Source organism: Pseudomonas persica (assembly GCF_900291015.1).
GTDB lineage: Bacteria > Pseudomonadota > Gammaproteobacteria > Pseudomonadales > Pseudomonadaceae > Aquipseudomonas.
Genome location: NZ_OLKL01000045.1, coordinates 143,336 through 158,362, shown reverse-complemented (window position 1 = coordinate 158,362; position 15,027 = coordinate 143,336). Strand labels below are relative to the sequence as shown.

Sequence of the window (15,027 nt, the reverse complement as noted above, 5' to 3'; positions counted from 1 at the left end):
CGCGACACTTTGTCGCTCATAAAACAATACCAACAAGCCGAGGCAAGCATGAACCCCACCGGCGTACAGCAGCAGGTCAGTTCCCTACCTTCGTCCGGGCCTTTCGCCTGGTATCGCGACATCGACTCACAGCAACGCCGAACGTTCTGGAGCTGCAAGATCGGCTATGGCCTGGACGGCATGGACACGCAGATGCTCAGCTTCGTCATCCCCACGCTGATCATGCTGTGGGGCATCACCACCACCGAAGCCGGGCTGATCCATACCAGCACGTTGATCGCCTCGGCCGTGGGTGGCTGGGTGGCCGGCATTCTCTCCGACCGTATTGGCCGCGTGCGCACCTTGCAACTGACGGTGCTGTGGTTCGCCTTCTTCACCTTCCTCTGCGGCTTCGCCCAGAGCTACGAACAGCTGCTGATCGCCCGTACCCTGATGGGCTTTGGCTTTGGCGGTGAGTGGACCGCCGGCGCGGTGCTGATCGGCGAGGTGATCCGCGCCCAGGACCGTGGCAAGGCAGTGGGCATGGTGCAGTCCGGCTGGGCCCTTGGCTGGGGCCTCACCGCCATCCTCTACGCGCTGCTGTTCTCCTGGCTGCCGGCAGAGCAGGCCTGGCGCGCGCTGTTCCTGCTGGGCCTGGTGCCGGCGATCTTCGTGATCTTCGTCCGCCGTCTGGTCAAGGACCCGGAGGTATACCGCGAGGCCAAGGCGCTGGAAAACGCCGAGGCACCTGCGCAATTCTACGAAATCTTCGCCCCGGGCATGCTCTGGACCACCGTGCGTGCGTCCCTGCTGACCACCGGCGCACTGGGCGGCTACTACGCCATTACCTCGTGGCTGCCTACTTTCCTGAAAAACGAGCGCGGCCTGAGCGTGCTGGGCACCGGTGGCTACCTGGCCATGGTGATTGTCGGCTCCTACATTGGCTATGTGGTCAGTGCGTACCTGTCCGACCTGCTGGGGCGCAAGAAGAATTTCATCCTGTTCGCCGTGGGCTCGTTCGTCATCGTGCTGCTGTACACACAGATGCCGGTCAGCGACGGCGTAATGCTGTGGCTGGGATTCCCGCTGGGCTTCTTCGCCTCGGGCATCTTCAGCGGCATGGGCGCGTTTCTCACCGAACTGTTCCCCACGCGTATCCGCGGTTCGGGGCAGGGCTTCTGCTACAACATCGGCAAGGTCATCGCGGCGCTGTTCCCGCTGCTGATCGGCGTGCTCGGCCAGAAGGTGCCGCTGGGCCTGGGTATCGGCGTGTTTTCCGCGGTGTCCTACGGCGTGGTGATCGTGGCCGCGCTAAGCCTGCCGGAAACACGCGGCAAACAGCTGCAGGCGCGGTAAGGTAGGCATATGAACAACGACAACGGAGGCCGCGCGGTGGAACGCCTGCTACTCAATTGCGACATGGGCGAGAGTTTCGGCAGCTGGCGCATGGGCCTGGATGCCGAAGTCATGCCCTATATCGATTGCGCCAACATCGCCTGCGGCTACCACGCCGGGGACCCCGGCATCATGCGCCGCACCGTGGCCCTGGCGCTGGCGCACGGGGTAACCATCGGTGCACATCCGGCCTACCCGGACCTGGTCGGCTTCGGCCGCCGCTCCATGGCCTGCAGCCCGGAGGAAATCCGCGACCTGCTGCACTACCAGATCGGTGCGCTGGACGGCATCTGCAAAGTGTTGGGCAGTCGGGTGGCCTATGTGAAACCCCATGGTGCGCTGTACAACGACATGATGGCCGACCCGCTCAAGCTGCGTACCGTACTGGAGGCTGTGGCGGCTTATGGCGGCGAGCTGCCGCTGATGCTGATGGCCACCGCCGACAACCGTGCCGCCCAGGCCCTGGGCGATGAAATTGGCGTGCCGCTGTGGTTCGAAGCATTCGCCGACCGCGCCTACACCGCCAGCGGTCACCTGCTGTCGCGACGCCTGCCGGGCGCGGTGCACCACGACCCGGCGCGGGTGGTGGAGCAGGCCGTGCGCCTGGCCCGTGGCGACACGCTGGTGGCGGACGATGGCAGTGCCTTGAGGCTTGCGGCCCGCACCCTGTGTGTGCACGGCGACAACGACAGTTCGGTGGCGGCGGTGCGGCAGATTCGCCAGGCCCTCGATGCCCTGGAGTCGCGATGAAACCGCGCATTGAAATCGTGGCCATCGACAGCCTGATGGTGCGCCTGTTCGACCGTATCGACGAGGGCAACATGCCGTGGATGCTCGCCGCCAGCCAGCGCTTGCACGCGGCGTTCGGCGAGCACCTGCTGGACCTGGTGCCGTCCTACACCACGCTGATGGTGCAGTTCGATCTGCCACCGGGTGAGGCGAGGGCGCTGATTATCCGTGCGCTGGAAGGCTTGCAGCCAGACACGGGCAGCGCTGGCCGCAGCCATGAGATCCCGGTGTGGTACGACGCCAGCGTCGGCCCGGAACTGCCGGTGCTGGCGGCCCGTAGCGGTTTGAGTGAAGCAGAGGTGATCCGCTTGCACAGCCAGCGCGAGTACCCGGTGTTTGCCCTGGGTTTCGCCCCCGGTTTCGGTTTCATGGGCCTGGTGGACGAACGCCTGGCCAGCCCGCGCCTGAGTACCCCGCGCAAGCGCGTGGCGGCCGGCAGTGTCGGTATTGCCGAGCGCCAGACAGCAGCTTATCCGGCGGTATCGCCGGGAGGCTGGAACCTGATCGGGCGTACCCCGGTGCGCCTGTTCGACCGTGAACGCGAGGGCTACAGCCTGTTGCAACCCGGTGACCGGGTGCGTTTCGTGCCGGTTTCGCGCAGCGAGTTCCTGGCCTTGGGCGGCGATGTGGAGGCACAAGGATGAAGCAGTTGAAGATCGAGGCCAGTACACCGCTGTGCCAGTTGCAGGATGCCGGGCGCTTTGGCGTACGCCACCTGGGCGTGACTCAGGGCGGGGCGCTGGACTGGGTGGCGATGCACTGGGCCAACTGGCTGCTGGGCAACCCGTTGGCGGCGCCGGTGGTCGAGGTAGCGCTAGGTGGCTTCTGTGTGGTCGCTGAGCAGGATTGTGTGCTGGCCCTGGCCGGTGCCGATCTGGATGCACGGGTCGATGATCAGCCGCTGGCGCCCTGGCGCAGCTTCACATTGGCCAAGGGGCAGCGGTTGACCCTGAAACAGCCGAAGCAAGGCGTGCGGGCGTATCTGGCAGCACCTGGCGGCTTCCTGGGCGAGGATGTACTGGGCAGTTGTGCCACGGTTGTACGGGAAGAACTGGGCGGTATCGATGGCCAGGGCGCTGCGCTCGGCAAAGGCCAGGCGCTGGCCTTTTCAGGCACTTCAGCGACCCTGCGTGAGGTACCGGAAGCGCTGCGGCCACAGTACGCACAAAAGCCTGTGCTTGACCTGGTGATGGGCGCACAGCTCGGTGACTTCAGCGGTACCAGCCTGTTCGAGGCGTTCAACCGCGAGTGGACGCTGGACAACCGGGCCGACCGCATGGGCATCCGCCTGCAGGGGCCGCAGCTGGTCTACCAGGGCGCGCCGATGATTTCCGAGGGGATTCCGCTGGGGGCGGTGCAGGTGCCGCCGGATGGGCAGCCGATCGTGTTGCTCAATGACCGGCAGACCATTGGCGGCTATCCACGGCTGGGGGCATTGACGCCGTTGGCGCTGGCGCAACTGGCGCAGTGCATGCCGGGGGCGGTGGTGCGGTTCCGGGCGGTGGTGCAGGATGAGGCGTGGCGGGAGCAGCAGGTATTCCTGGACCGTTGGCGATAAGGCTGCCGGCCTCTTCGCGGGTGAACCCGCTCCCACAGGTACAACACAGCCCTTGAGAAATGTGCTGTACCTGTGGGAGCGGGTTTACCCGCGAAGAGGCCGGTACCGGCAACCTCACTTGGACAGGTAGCGCATCCCTTCCTCCAACCCCTGCAAGGTCAGCGGATACATCTTGTCCTCGATCAAGTCGCGCACCAGATGGGTTGATGCAGTGTAGTCCCAGGCCTGCTTGGGGTACGGGTTGATCCAGATGATCTTCCTGAACTTCTCCATGAAGCGTTGCATCCACACGTACCCGGCTTCCTCGTTCCAGTGCTCCACGCTGCCACCCGGCTGGGTGATTTCGTAGGGCGCCATGGCCGCGTCGCCGACGAACACCACCTTGTAGTCATCGCCGTATTTGTGCAGCAGGTCGAAGGTGGAATACCGCTCCGAGGTGCGGCGCAGGTTGTTCTTCCACACCGACTCGTACACGAAGTTGTGGAAGTAGTAGTACTCCAGGTGCTTGAACTCGGTCTTGCACGCCGAGAACAGCTCTTCGCAGACCTTGACGTGGGCATCCATCGAGCCACCGATGTCGAACAGCAACAGCAGCTTCACCGTGTTGCGCCGCTCGGGGCGCATCTGGATGTTCAGCAGCCCGGCATCCCGTGCGGTGTGGTCGATGGTGCCGTCGATGTCCAGCTCTTCGGCGGCGCCTTCACGGGCGAACTTGCGCAGCCGGCGCAAAGCCAGCTTGATGTTGCGCGTGCCCAGCTCCACCTGGTCGTCGAGGTTCTTGTATTCGCGCTGGTCCCACACCTTCACCGCCTTGCCCTGGCGCTTGCCGGCTTCGCCCACGCGGATGCCCTCGGGGTTGAAGCCGCCCGAGCCGAACGGGCTGGTGCCACCAGTACCGATCCACTTGTTGCCGCCGGCGTGACGTTCCTTCTGCTCTTCGAGGCGCTTCTTGAATTCCTCGATCAGCTTGTCCAGGCCGCCCAGCGACTGGATCTGCGCACGCTCCTCGTCGGTCAGCGAACGCTCGAATTCCTTGCGCAGCCAGTCTTCGGGGATCAGCGCCTCGATGTGCCGGTCGAGGTTTTCCAGGCCCTTGAAGTAGGCGGCGAAGGCCCGGTCGAACTTGTCGAAGTGGCGCTCGTCCTTCACCAGGATGGCGCGGGCGAGGTAGTAGAACTCGTCCATGTCGGCGAACACCACGCGCTTTTGCAGGGCCTGGTGCAGGTCGAGCAGTTCGCGGACCGACACCGGCACCTTGGCCGCGCGCATTTCATTGAACAGGTTGAGCAGCATGGCCCGGCTCCTGTCAGCGGTTGCCGCGCCGGCTCATGAAGGCCAGGCGCTCGAGCAGCTGCACGTCCTGCTCGTTCTTCACCAGCGCGCCGGCCAGCGGCGGAATGGCCTTGGTCGGGTCGCGTTCGCGCAGCACCGCTTCACCGATGTTGTCGGCCATCAGCAGCTTGAGCCAGTCGACCAGTTCGGAGGTGGACGGCTTTTTCTTCAGGCCCGGTACCTTGCGTACGTCGAAGAACACGTCCAGCGCCTCGCTGACCAGCGACTGGCTGATGTTCGGGTAGTGCACGTCGACGATCTGCTGCAGGGTGGTGCGGTCGGGGAAGGCGATGTAGTGGAAGAAGCAGCGGCGCAGGAAGGCGTCCGGCAGCTCCTTTTCGTTGTTGGAGGTGATGATGATGATCGGGCGCTGTCTGGCCTTGATGGTCTCGTCGATTTCGTAGACGTAGAACTCCATCTTGTCGAGCTCTTGCAGCAGATCGTTGGGGAACTCGATGTCGGCCTTGTCGATTTCGTCGATCAGCAGGATGACCCGTTCCTCCGCTTCGAAGGCCTCCCACAGCTTGCCCTTTTTCAGGTAGTTGCGCACATCGTGGACCTTGTCCACGCCCAGCTGCGAGTCACGCAGGCGGCTGACTGCATCGTACTCGTAGAGGCCCTGGTGGGCCTTGGTGGTGGACTTGATGTGCCAGGTGATCAGGCGCGCACCGAACGAGGCCGCCAGCTGCTCGGCGAGCATGGTCTTGCCGGTGCCGGGTTCGCCCTTGACCAGCAAGGGGCGTTCGAGGGTGATGGCCGCGTTTACCGCCAGTTTCAGGTCGTCTGTGGCGACGTAGTCGCGGGTGCCTTCGAACTTCATGGGTCTGTCCTCTGCTGGAAGCCTGTACCGGCCCTTTCGCGGGTAAACCCGCTCCCACTGGTACCCCACCTATCCTGAGGTTTGTGGAATACCTGTGGGAGCGGGTTTACCCGCGAAGAGGCCAGGACAGGCAGCACATATTTTTGATTTGCCACCGACTATAACGCGGGGTTCGCCGAGTGGAAACGCAGACCAGCTATTCAGTCCCTGAATGCCCCGTCACGCGCGTTCAGTCAGACTTCGGCGCCGGCTGCTCGTACTGCGCATTGAACGCCTGGATAAAGCCGTTGCACAGGATCTGCAAAAACGCCTCGAAAGCGCTGATATCCTGCTTGTGTACGCTGCCATTGAGTTCCACGCGGGTGGCGAACTGGTTTTTCGGCTGGTTCTTCAGCACGGTCTGGGTCGCACCCACCAGCGCCTCCCACACCGAGCGGAAAAAGCCTTTGTCCTCTTCCTGCACATCCTGGTGCCAGTTGAACACCTCCACATCGCGCAGCAGCGGCTTGATATAGCCGGTCAGCCGGCCCTTTTCGGCCTGGGCTTCGATCACCAGGTCGCCGTGCCCGGCATTGAAGTCGAACTTGCCGTAGGCGCCGGAAAAGTCATTGAGCTTGCGCAACTCGATGCCTGTGGCGCGCAGGCGGAACTGGAAGTCGTCGAAATCGCTGAACGGGTCGAAGGTGGCACGGCTTTCCACCTTGGCATCTCCCAGCAGCAGGGCGCTGGCGTCCAGGCTGGCGTCGCGCCGGCCCTTTTTGTCGCGTACGTTGGTCAGGTTGCGGATGTTGGCGTCCAGTTGGGTGGCCTTGAGGTTGACCGGTGGTCTGGAGTTGAAGTTGCGGAAAGTCAGCACGCCTTTGTCGATGCGAACCTCGTCCAGGGTGATCGGCAGCAGTTTTTCCAGTTGCTGGCGCCAGTCGGTGCCCTGACCGGTCTGCGAGTTCTGTTTGTTGCCGCCATCGACGAAGTTGAGTTCCGGCCGGTCGAACACCACTTCGGCTACCACTGCGCGGTCGTACCACAGGGCCTGCCAGCTCACCGACAGGTCAATCAGCGGAGCGTCGAGAAACGGCACCGGCACCTTGCCGGTGGTCTTGACGATCTTCAGCCCGTTGATCTGGTAGGCGCCGCGCCACCAGGCCAGGTCCACATCGGCCACCTGGCCGCGGTAGTCGCCCATGTCGGCCAGTTTGTCGTTGAGGTAGTCGCGCACCAGATAGGGCAGGGCCAGGTGCAGTGCCACCAACAGCACGATCAGGCTCGCCAGGCCGATCGACGGCCAGCGAAAACGGGCTCTCATCGAAGTGTCTCCAAGGCAGGATATGCGGTTGACCGCAACAAGTCTGGGTGAGTTCGAACAGGCTTTACGGGCCACCGGCCCGGGCTTACCCTTTAGGTCTTTCCCTGCTTTTCTTCATGCCAAGGACCCCTGCCATGAGCCGTATCTTTGCCGACAACGCCCACTCCATCGGTAACACGCCGCTGGTGCAGATCAACCGCATTGCCCCGCGCGGCGTGACCATCCTGGCCAAGATCGAAGGGCGTAACCCGGGCTATTCGGTCAAATGCCGCATCGGTGCGAACATGGTCTGGGACGCCGAAAGTAGCGGCAAGCTCAAGCCGGGCATGACCATCGTCGAACCGACTTCGGGCAACACTGGCATCGGCCTGGCCTTTGTCGCCGCTGCCCGTGGCTACAAGCTGATGCTGACCATGCCTGCTTCGATGAGCCTGGAACGGCGCAAGGTGCTGAAGGCGCTGGGCGCCGAGCTGGTGCTGACCGACCCGGCCAAAGGCATGAAAGGCGCCATCGAGAAAGCCAACGAAATCGTCGCCTCCGACCCGGCCCGGTACTTCCTGCCGGGCCAGTTCGAAAACCCGGCCAACCCGGCGATCCACGAGAAAACCACCGGCCCGGAAATCTGGAGCGACACCGACGGCGCGGTCGACGTGCTGGTGGCGGGCGTCGGTACCGGCGGCACCATCACCGGGGTGTCGCGCTACATCAAGCATACGCAGGGCAAGGCGATCCTGTCGGTGGCAGTGGAGCCAGCGGCATCGCCGCTGATCAGCCAGACCCTGGCCGGCGAAGAACTCAAGCCCAGCCCGCACAAGATCCAGGGCATCGGCGCCGGCTTCGTGCCGAAGAACCTCGACCTGTCGATTGTCGACCAGGTGGAAACGGTGACCGATGAAGAGTCCAAGGCCATGGCCATCCGCCTGATGCAGGAAGAGGGCATCCTCTGCGGCATTTCCTGCGGTGCGGCGATGGCGGCGGCTGTGCGTCTGGCCGAAAAACCGGAAATGCAGGGCAAGACCATCGTCGTGATCCTGCCTGACTCCGGCGAGCGCTACCTGTCGAGCATGCTGTTCAGCGACCTGTTCAGCGAGCAGGAAAACCAGCAGTAAACGGCCTTGCCGCTGATCCGGCGCAAGGCTCGGCGGCTTGCTTTATTGCAAAATCTTCATGAATGAGTTGCCGCCCAGGCTGTTTTTACCCCGGCGGCATCGGTTTATGATGGCAGGATGATTTTCAGGAGGGCAGGGCGCGCAGCCCGGTCTCTTCGTCAAGGAGTGAATGCATGACCTTTTCCTTTGCAGCCAAGGCGGGTGTCTTGCTGGTGTTTTTCGGCAGCGTGCTGTTCGTGCACCTGCGCGGCAAGGCTCGCCTGCCGGTGTTGCGCCAGTTCGTCAACCATTCGGCGCTGTTCGCCCCCTACAACAGCCTGATGTACCTGTTTTCCGGCGTACCGTCCAAGCCCTACCTGGACCGCCAGCGCTTCCCCGAGCTGGACGTGCTGAAGGACAACTGGCAGGAAATCCGCGAAGAGGCCATGCGCCTGTTCGACGAGGGCTACATCCGCGCCGCCGCGAAGGATAACGACGCCGGCTTCGGTTCATTCTTCAAGAAAGGCTGGAAGCGCTTTTACCTGAAGTGGTACGACAAACCGTTGCCTTCTGCTGAGACCCTGTGCCCACGCACCGTCGAACTGGTCAGCAGCATCCCCAACGTCAAGGGTGCGATGTTCGCCCTGCTGCCCGGCGGTAGCCACCTGAACCCGCACCGCGACCCGTTCGCCGGTTCCCTGCGCTACCACCTGGGCCTGTCCACCCCCAACTCCGATGCTTGCCGCATCTACGTCGACGGCCAGGAATATGCCTGGCGTGATGGCGAGGATGTGATGTTCGACGAAACCTACGTGCACTGGGTCAAGAACGAGACCGATGTGACCCGGGTGATCCTGTTCTGTGACATCGAGCGCCCGCTGAGCAGCCCGCTGATGACCCGCATCAACCGCCAGGTCAGCGCCTTCCTCGGCCGTGCTACTGCACCGCAGAACACTGACGACGAGCGTGTGGGCGGGATCAACCAGGCCTATGCCTGGAGCAAGCGCTTCAGCAACCGGATCAGTGGCCAGGTGAAGCAGTTCAAGCGCGCCAACCCCAAGGCCTACCGCGTGTTGCGGCCAGTGCTGGCGGTGATGGTGGCTTATCTGCTGTATCGCTGGTTGTTCTGATTCTGCCTGGTGGGCTGCTTTGCAGCCCATCGCGAAACAAGGCCGCTCAGGCAAGACCCTCCAGCAAACCGTCGCCACGCACGATATCAACGATCACCTGTTCATCTACCGCGTACACTCCCCGCGATGCTTTCCACACCAGGCTCTTGTCCTGCAAGGCAATAAGCGCTTGCTGTACCCCCGGTACCTCGGCCTTTACTTCGCTTGCCTCCACGCCGGCCTGTTCCATCGCGCTGGCATACAGTGCCAGGGTCGGGGCCTCGAACGGCGCGTAGTCGTTCCCTTTCAAGCACATCACACGTAAAACGGCAGACTGGATAGGCGTAAGGCTGTGGATCACCTTTTTCAGGTTTGCGTTCAAGTCATTGGCTTGTGCCTGAACAAGCTCCCTGAATCGTGCCGGAATGGCCTCGGGTTCGATGCCGAAGTCAAAGCGGATTTCATCCGCTGCCGCACCCAACAGCTCTGGCCGGTAGCCGCTTTCCTTGAAGAGCTGGAACACCTCTGCCGGGTCGAGTGCGCATGGCAGGTCGATATTGGCGCATAGCCAGTCGATGAAGTCCTGGTCCAGCGTCGGGAACTGCACCATGGAGGCGCCGAAGAACGCCTGGTCCTTGCTGTTGCGCAGCATGGCCAGCTTGTCCCGGTTGGAACCGGTGCAGACGATGCGCAGGCCATGGTGCTTCGAACTGTTGAGCTCGTCTCTGGCTGCCTTGAGGGCGAACAGCGCCGTTATTCCTTGCTCGGTCGTGATTGCATGCTGTGCTTCGTCGATGATCAGTACGATGATCTTGCGGGATTCATCGGAGAGCGCCGCCAGGGCGGTGGTCAGGTCGACATCTTGCCCCAGTCCGATCTTGTCCAAGCTGAAGTTCAGGCCGCCGACAGTGACCTTCTCCATGCCAGATGACCTTGCCAGCCGCGTGATGAAGCCTTCGTTACGCCCGACCGCCTCACGCACTGCTTCTACGATGACCTGCCCGGGATCCTTGGTCAGGTCTTTCCACAGATCGGCATACAGCACGATGGCCCCGGCTGTTTCGAGGGCGGGGCGTAGGTCTTCGCGGGCAAAGGTGGACTTACCGGTACGCCGTGGCGCTGCGAGAAACACGCCTGAACCTGCTGCGCTGCCCACGGCGACTTGCAGGATCAATTTCGACAGGCGGGACGCGAGCGCCGGACGGTGATAGACGGTTTCAGGCATTGCCGCCCCTCCATTTCAATTTATAGGCAATTATAGGTTGATTATAGAAGGATTATAGATTTGGCAGCGGCAGGGTTTATAGAGAATTATAGATGCTCTATAGAGCGATTATAGCTTGTGGCTGACAAGAGGGTTGCGCACAACCCCCTTGCTGCTTCACGCCGGCTCCAACGCCTCGACCACCTTGCCCCGGCTAAGGTGCACCACCTTGTCCGCGGTATCGAAATAGCGGTCATCATGCGAAATCACGATGATGGTCTTGCCCAAACGCTTCAGGTCCGGCAGCAGCTCGGTGTAGAACACCCGACGGAAAGTCGGGTCCTGGTCCGCCGCCCATTCGTCGAACACCAGCACCGGCCGCCCGTCGAGCCAGGCATTGACCAGCGCCAGCCGTTTGCGCTGCCCGGTCGACAGGTCGGTGGTGGTAAAGGCACCATCGCGCACGCTCACCTTGTGGGCGATCTCCAGCCGTTCCAGGTAGCGCGTGGCATCGCTGGGCAGGCTGTGCTCGTGCTCGGGCAGGTCGTCGAACAGGTAATAGTCGGCGAACACCGTGGTGAACAGCTGGCGATAGTCATCCAGCCCCTCCGGGCCGACCGCCTTGCCGTTCAGGCGTACTTCGCCGCGTTGCGGGGTGTACAGGCCCAACAGCAGCTTGATCAGCGAAGTCTTGCCGCAGCCGTTCTCGCCGACGATGAACAGGATCTCGCCCGGTTCGATGCTCAGGTTCACCGGCCCCACGCGGAACGGCTCGTTGCCGTCCACCGGCGGGTAGGCGTACTCGACGTTGTGCAGTTCCAGATGCGCGCTGGCCGGGGCAGTGCGTTTGACCGGCGGCTCCAGCAACAGGTGCGGCTCCGGCGAGGAGAAACGCTCGGACAGCTCGGCAATGCGGCGGAACGCCACTTGGGCGCGGCCAAGGATCGGCAGGTTGCCGATCAAGGTTTCCAGCGGGCCTTTCATGTACAGCAGCACCAGCACGAAGCCGCTCATCACCGCCGGGTCGTTGCTCGGCCATAGCGATTGCAGGGCCAGGGTCAGGCCGATGACCACGAAGAACAGCATCGAGCCCAGGCTCTTGGCCGCGACGAAGATGTTGATGGCGCGGATATGGGTGTTGGCGATGAAGTCGGCGCTGCCCTGGATGTTGCGGGTCAGCATGGCGTGGCGGCGGCGACGGTCGATGCGCAGCTCCTTGGCGCCCTCGGCGATGGCCGAGTAGTGCTTTTGCAGGTTGTCTTCGGCATCGCGGGCAGCGTTGAAGCCGGCAACGCCTTTTTGCCGGGCAAAGTACTGCACGCCGCTGCCGATGCCGATGGCTGCCAGGGTGATGAGGAAAATCGGCCACGATAGCCAGGCCAGGTAGGCCATGCAGCCGGTCACGGTGGTGAGCGAGATGGCCAGCGGGGCGAAGGCGAAGGCGAAGTCGCTGATGGTGTCGACGTCGCGGGTCAGCACCGGGATCAGGCGGTGGGTGCGGTAGCGCTCGATCTGCTCGATCGGCGCGGACAGCACCTTGGCGCCGAGGTCCTTGCGCAGTCTGGCGATGACTTTCTGCCCTACGTAGTTGGTGCCGCTGTCGGCCGCCACGCTGCTGACCAGGGCCAGCACGCACAGGCCGGCGAAGGCCAGGATCACGCCCTGGCTCATGCCGCCAGCGGCATGCAGGCCCTGGTTGACGGTAGCCAGCAGGGCGGTCACGGCCAGGCCGCCGAGCATGCCCAGCAGCACCGACACGAATACCGCCGGGCGGTAGGGTTTCAGCAGGCCCAGCAATTCGCGGATGGCCCCGGGGGAGGAGGTTTTCATGAAGCGTGATCTCGCTGGTGAGGTGGCGGCGGTTCAACTGCCGAGGGTCAGGGAGCCTTTCATCAAGGTGCTGTGGAACGGGAACGAGCAGTAGAAGCTGTACGCGGTACCTGCCTTCAGCGACCGGGTGTCGAGGCTGATACTGTCTGTTTCACCGCCGCCGATCAGGCGGGTGTGGGCGATCACCCGGGTGTCGCCGGGCTTCACGTAGTCCAGCGCTTCGCCGGCTTTCTGGCCGTCGTCGAGCACGCCCTGCATGTCGGCCTGGGTACTCAGCACCCAGTTGTGGCCCATCACGTTTTTCGGCATGGCGCCGGGGTGGGTCAGCGTGACGGTGAACACGGCGCAGGCCTTGGGCACGCTGATAACGGTCTTGTCGAAGGTCATCTGGTCGGTGCCATGGATTTCCACGGCGCATGGCTCTGCCGACCACGCGGCAGGGGCCACGGCGAGCAGGGCGAGGAGCAGAAGCTGGCGAGTCATGTACGGTTCCTGGGCGATAGAAGGGTGCACATCGTTCAGACGAACCGGCGCGCGCTGGTTTTAGCTGTGTGTGCGGCCGAGGTGAATTTTCCCATCGCCCGCTCGTTCATTCAGTCAGGCGCCGACATGGTGCATATCCCGATTTTGCCGCCTATGCGGCCCAGGCCTGAGGTGACCGGACATGAGTGAACTGCTGAGCTTTGCCATCGAACCCCTGGATGCCGCGCGCGGCAACCTGCCGCTGCTGGTGCGCGCGCCGGAGCCGGGTATCGACCTGCTGGAAGCCTTTGCCGAGTTGCAGCCGCTGGTGGACCGGCACCTGCTGCAGGCCGGCGGCATCCTGTTTCGCGGGTTCGAGGTGGGTGGCGCCGAAGCTTTCCGCCAGTTCGCCGCTTCCTTCGGCCACCCGTTGCTCAACTATGAGTTTGGCTCCACCCCGCGCAGCAACGTGACCCAGGGCGTGTACACCTCCACCGAGTACCCGGCACACCAGAGCATCCCCCTGCACAACGAGCAGGCCTATACCCTGGAATGGCCGATGAAGATCTGGTTCTACAGCGTGATCCCCGCCGAGAGCGGTGGCCAGACGCCGATTGCCGACAGCCGCGAGGTGTACCGGCGCATGCCGGCAGGCATTCGTGAGCGGCTGGTGGAGAAGGGGCTGATGTACGTGCGCAACTACGGCAACGGCCTTGATGTGGAATGGTCGCAGGTGTTCAACACTGAAGACCCGCGCCAGGTCGAAGCCTATTGCCGGGCGCATGCCATCGAGTGCATCTGGAAGGATGACGGCGAATTGCGCACCCGCCAGCGCTGCCAGGTGGTGGCGCGCCACCCGCGGACCGGGGATGACGTGTGGTTCAACCAGGCGCACCTGTTCCATGTGTCGAACCTGCAGCCAGAAGTGCGCGAGTCGTTGATGGACATCGTCGAGGAAGAGGACCTGCCGCGTAACGTGTACTACGGCGACGGTACGACCATCGAGGATTCGCTGCTCGATGAAGTGCGCGGGGTGCTGGATGAGTGCACCATCAGCTTTCCGTGGCTGGCGAATGATGTGCTGATGCTGGATAACATGCTTGCGGCGCATGCGCGGTCGCCGTTTACCGGCAAGCGCAAGGTGGTGGTGGCGATGGCGCAGGGGTATAGCGAGGTGTTGGGCTGACAGGTGTTCACCTTGGCAGGCGCTGAACCTGTCATGGCGAACACCTGTCAGCGCTGGCGCACTCCCAAGATATGCCCCCAGCAACCTACAACAATCCCAGACTCTTCCTACGCCTCGGGACTGGCAACCCCACCCCCTGCGAAATACCCTACAACCTCTGTCGACACGCGTCTGATTGTTCCTGCAAATCCCGCACTCTAGGCTTTGCCCGTCGCTGACGGTTCAGCGATCGGGTGTGGAAACCTGCAGCAAGCATTTCAGGTTATGTCGTTCATGGCGGCTGTACCCGGGAGGCCTTGTGCCTACCGAGTTTTCCCTGAATGCACTCGGGTTTCCACCCCGTGTACAGCCGCCACCCTTCGTGTGGAAACGGAAGAGGCGGTCAACGAGCATTCAGGAAAACCCATGACCGACGAAACCAAAACCACCCCCGGCGTTACCTACTTCTACCAAGGCGAAGGCCAAACCCATCCGCTGTTCCGTATCGCTGAGGGCATCCCCTGCCGCAGCGCCCGCGAGCAAGCCTCGGAGTTGATGGGCTATGCACGCGACTTGTCACTGACCGGTTTGATGGACGGCGATCAGCAGATGCTCTGGGCTTCGCATTACTTCGCGGCCATGGCCAAGGCGCTGCTGGATGATGCCGAGTTGGGTTTGCTGCGCTGATCCTTGTATTGGCTGGGCTGGCCCTTTCGCGGCTAAAGCCGCTCCTACAGGGGTTGTGCATGCCTCAGGTTAAGCAGAATGCCGCAGGGTATGCACAACTCCTGTGGGAGCGGGCGTGCCCGCGAACACGGGCGAAGCCCGTGCCATCCATCGCGCTGCCTGCTTCGCGGGTAAACCCGCTCCCACAGGTACTGTACTGACACTGAGGTCGGTGATGACCCTGTGGGAGCGGGTTTACCCGCGAAGAGGCCCGACAAGGCGACTCCCAGAGCCCAGGAATCCTCCACTAAATCAGCCCCCCACACC

Annotated in this window: 14 protein-coding genes; 8 read left to right on the top strand and 6 right to left on the bottom strand. The window is 63.0% G+C overall.

The genetic code is table 11. The features are described from left to right. Nucleotides 1–48 precede the first annotated feature (48 nt). From FQ664_RS21275 to FQ664_RS21260, 4 genes are read left to right on the top strand one after another with little or no spacing between them, the layout of a single operon-like run. Complete coding sequence (locus FQ664_RS21275; protein WP_144174681.1) at nt 49–1,335, top strand: MFS transporter; 1,287 nt, start codon at nt 49–51, stop codon at nt 1,333–1,335. A 9-nt stretch (nt 1,336–1,344) separates the two neighbouring features. After that, complete coding sequence (locus FQ664_RS21270) at nt 1,345–2,124, top strand: 5-oxoprolinase subunit PxpA (protein ID WP_144174679.1); 780 nt, start codon at nt 1,345–1,347, stop codon at nt 2,122–2,124. Continuing rightward, a complete protein-coding gene (gene pxpB / locus FQ664_RS21265; protein WP_144174677.1) occupies nt 2,121–2,807 on the top strand; it encodes a 5-oxoprolinase subunit PxpB in 687 nt (228 codons plus the stop codon). Before FQ664_RS21270 ends, pxpB begins: the two co-directional genes overlap by 4 nt. Next, nucleotides 2,804–3,721 carry a 5-oxoprolinase subunit C family protein gene (locus tag FQ664_RS21260; protein ID WP_144174675.1) on the top strand — a complete coding sequence of 306 codons (918 nt, stop codon included), beginning with the start codon at nt 2,804–2,806 and terminating at the stop codon, nt 3,719–3,721. The genes pxpB and FQ664_RS21260 overlap by 4 nt, the downstream gene beginning before the upstream one ends. 114 nt (nt 3,722–3,835) lie before the next feature. On the opposite strand, the gene FQ664_RS21255 is transcribed toward FQ664_RS21260, so the two are convergent. From FQ664_RS21255 to FQ664_RS21245, 3 genes are all read right to left on the bottom strand, one after another. After that, nucleotides 3,836–5,014 (bottom strand): vWA domain-containing protein, encoded by a 1,179-nt coding sequence (locus FQ664_RS21255; protein WP_013973749.1) that lies wholly within the window; start codon nt 5,012–5,014, stop codon nt 3,836–3,838. A gap of 13 nt (nt 5,015–5,027) precedes the next feature. Beyond that, nucleotides 5,028–5,873 (bottom strand): AAA family ATPase, encoded by an 846-nt coding sequence (locus FQ664_RS21250; protein WP_013973748.1) that lies wholly within the window; start codon nt 5,871–5,873, stop codon nt 5,028–5,030. A 229-nt stretch (nt 5,874–6,102) separates the two neighbouring features. Continuing rightward, complete coding sequence (locus FQ664_RS21245) at nt 6,103–7,176, bottom strand: DUF748 domain-containing protein (protein ID WP_144174673.1); 1,074 nt, start codon at nt 7,174–7,176, stop codon at nt 6,103–6,105. 134 nt (nt 7,177–7,310) lie between these two features. Between FQ664_RS21245 and cysK the strand changes: the two genes are divergently transcribed. Both cysK and FQ664_RS21235 read left to right on the top strand, forming a co-directional pair. Further along, nucleotides 7,311–8,285: a cysteine synthase A gene (gene cysK, locus FQ664_RS21240; RefSeq protein WP_144174672.1), complete on the top strand. Its 975-nt coding sequence runs from the start codon at nt 7,311–7,313 to the stop codon at nt 8,283–8,285. 173 nt (nt 8,286–8,458) lie between these two features. Beyond that, on the top strand, nt 8,459–9,394 hold the full coding sequence (locus FQ664_RS21235; RefSeq protein WP_144174670.1) for an aspartyl/asparaginyl beta-hydroxylase domain-containing protein: 936 nt from the start codon (nt 8,459–8,461) through the stop codon (nt 9,392–9,394). Nucleotides 9,395–9,440: 46 nt separating this feature from the next. Here the strand turns inward: FQ664_RS21235 and FQ664_RS21230 are convergent, their stop codons facing one another. The 3 genes from FQ664_RS21230 to azu all read right to left on the bottom strand — a co-directional run bounded on the left by FQ664_RS21230 (nt 9,441) and on the right by azu (nt 12,890). After that, nucleotides 9,441–10,598, bottom strand: coding sequence for an AAA family ATPase (locus tag FQ664_RS21230; protein ID WP_144174668.1), 1,158 nt, complete (start codon nt 10,596–10,598; stop codon nt 9,441–9,443). 156 nt (nt 10,599–10,754) lie between these two features. Continuing rightward, nucleotides 10,755–12,407 carry a cyclic peptide export ABC transporter gene (locus FQ664_RS21225; protein WP_144174666.1) on the bottom strand — a complete coding sequence of 551 codons (1,653 nt, stop codon included), beginning with the start codon at nt 12,405–12,407 and terminating at the stop codon, nt 10,755–10,757. Between the two features lie 33 nt (nt 12,408–12,440). After that, nucleotides 12,441–12,890, bottom strand: coding sequence for an azurin (azu, locus tag FQ664_RS21220; RefSeq protein WP_144174664.1), 450 nt, complete (start codon nt 12,888–12,890; stop codon nt 12,441–12,443). A gap of 181 nt (nt 12,891–13,071) precedes the next feature. Here azu and FQ664_RS21215 point away from each other — a divergent pair, with 181 nt between their 5' ends. Beyond that, on the top strand, nt 13,072–14,055 hold the full coding sequence (locus FQ664_RS21215) for a TauD/TfdA family dioxygenase (RefSeq protein WP_144174662.1): 984 nt from the start codon (nt 13,072–13,074) through the stop codon (nt 14,053–14,055). 405 nt (nt 14,056–14,460) lie between these two features. Next, nucleotides 14,461–14,721 (top strand): DUF3077 domain-containing protein, encoded by a 261-nt coding sequence (locus FQ664_RS21210; RefSeq protein WP_015271332.1) that lies wholly within the window; start codon nt 14,461–14,463, stop codon nt 14,719–14,721. The last annotated feature ends 306 nt before the right edge of the window (nt 14,722–15,027 follow it).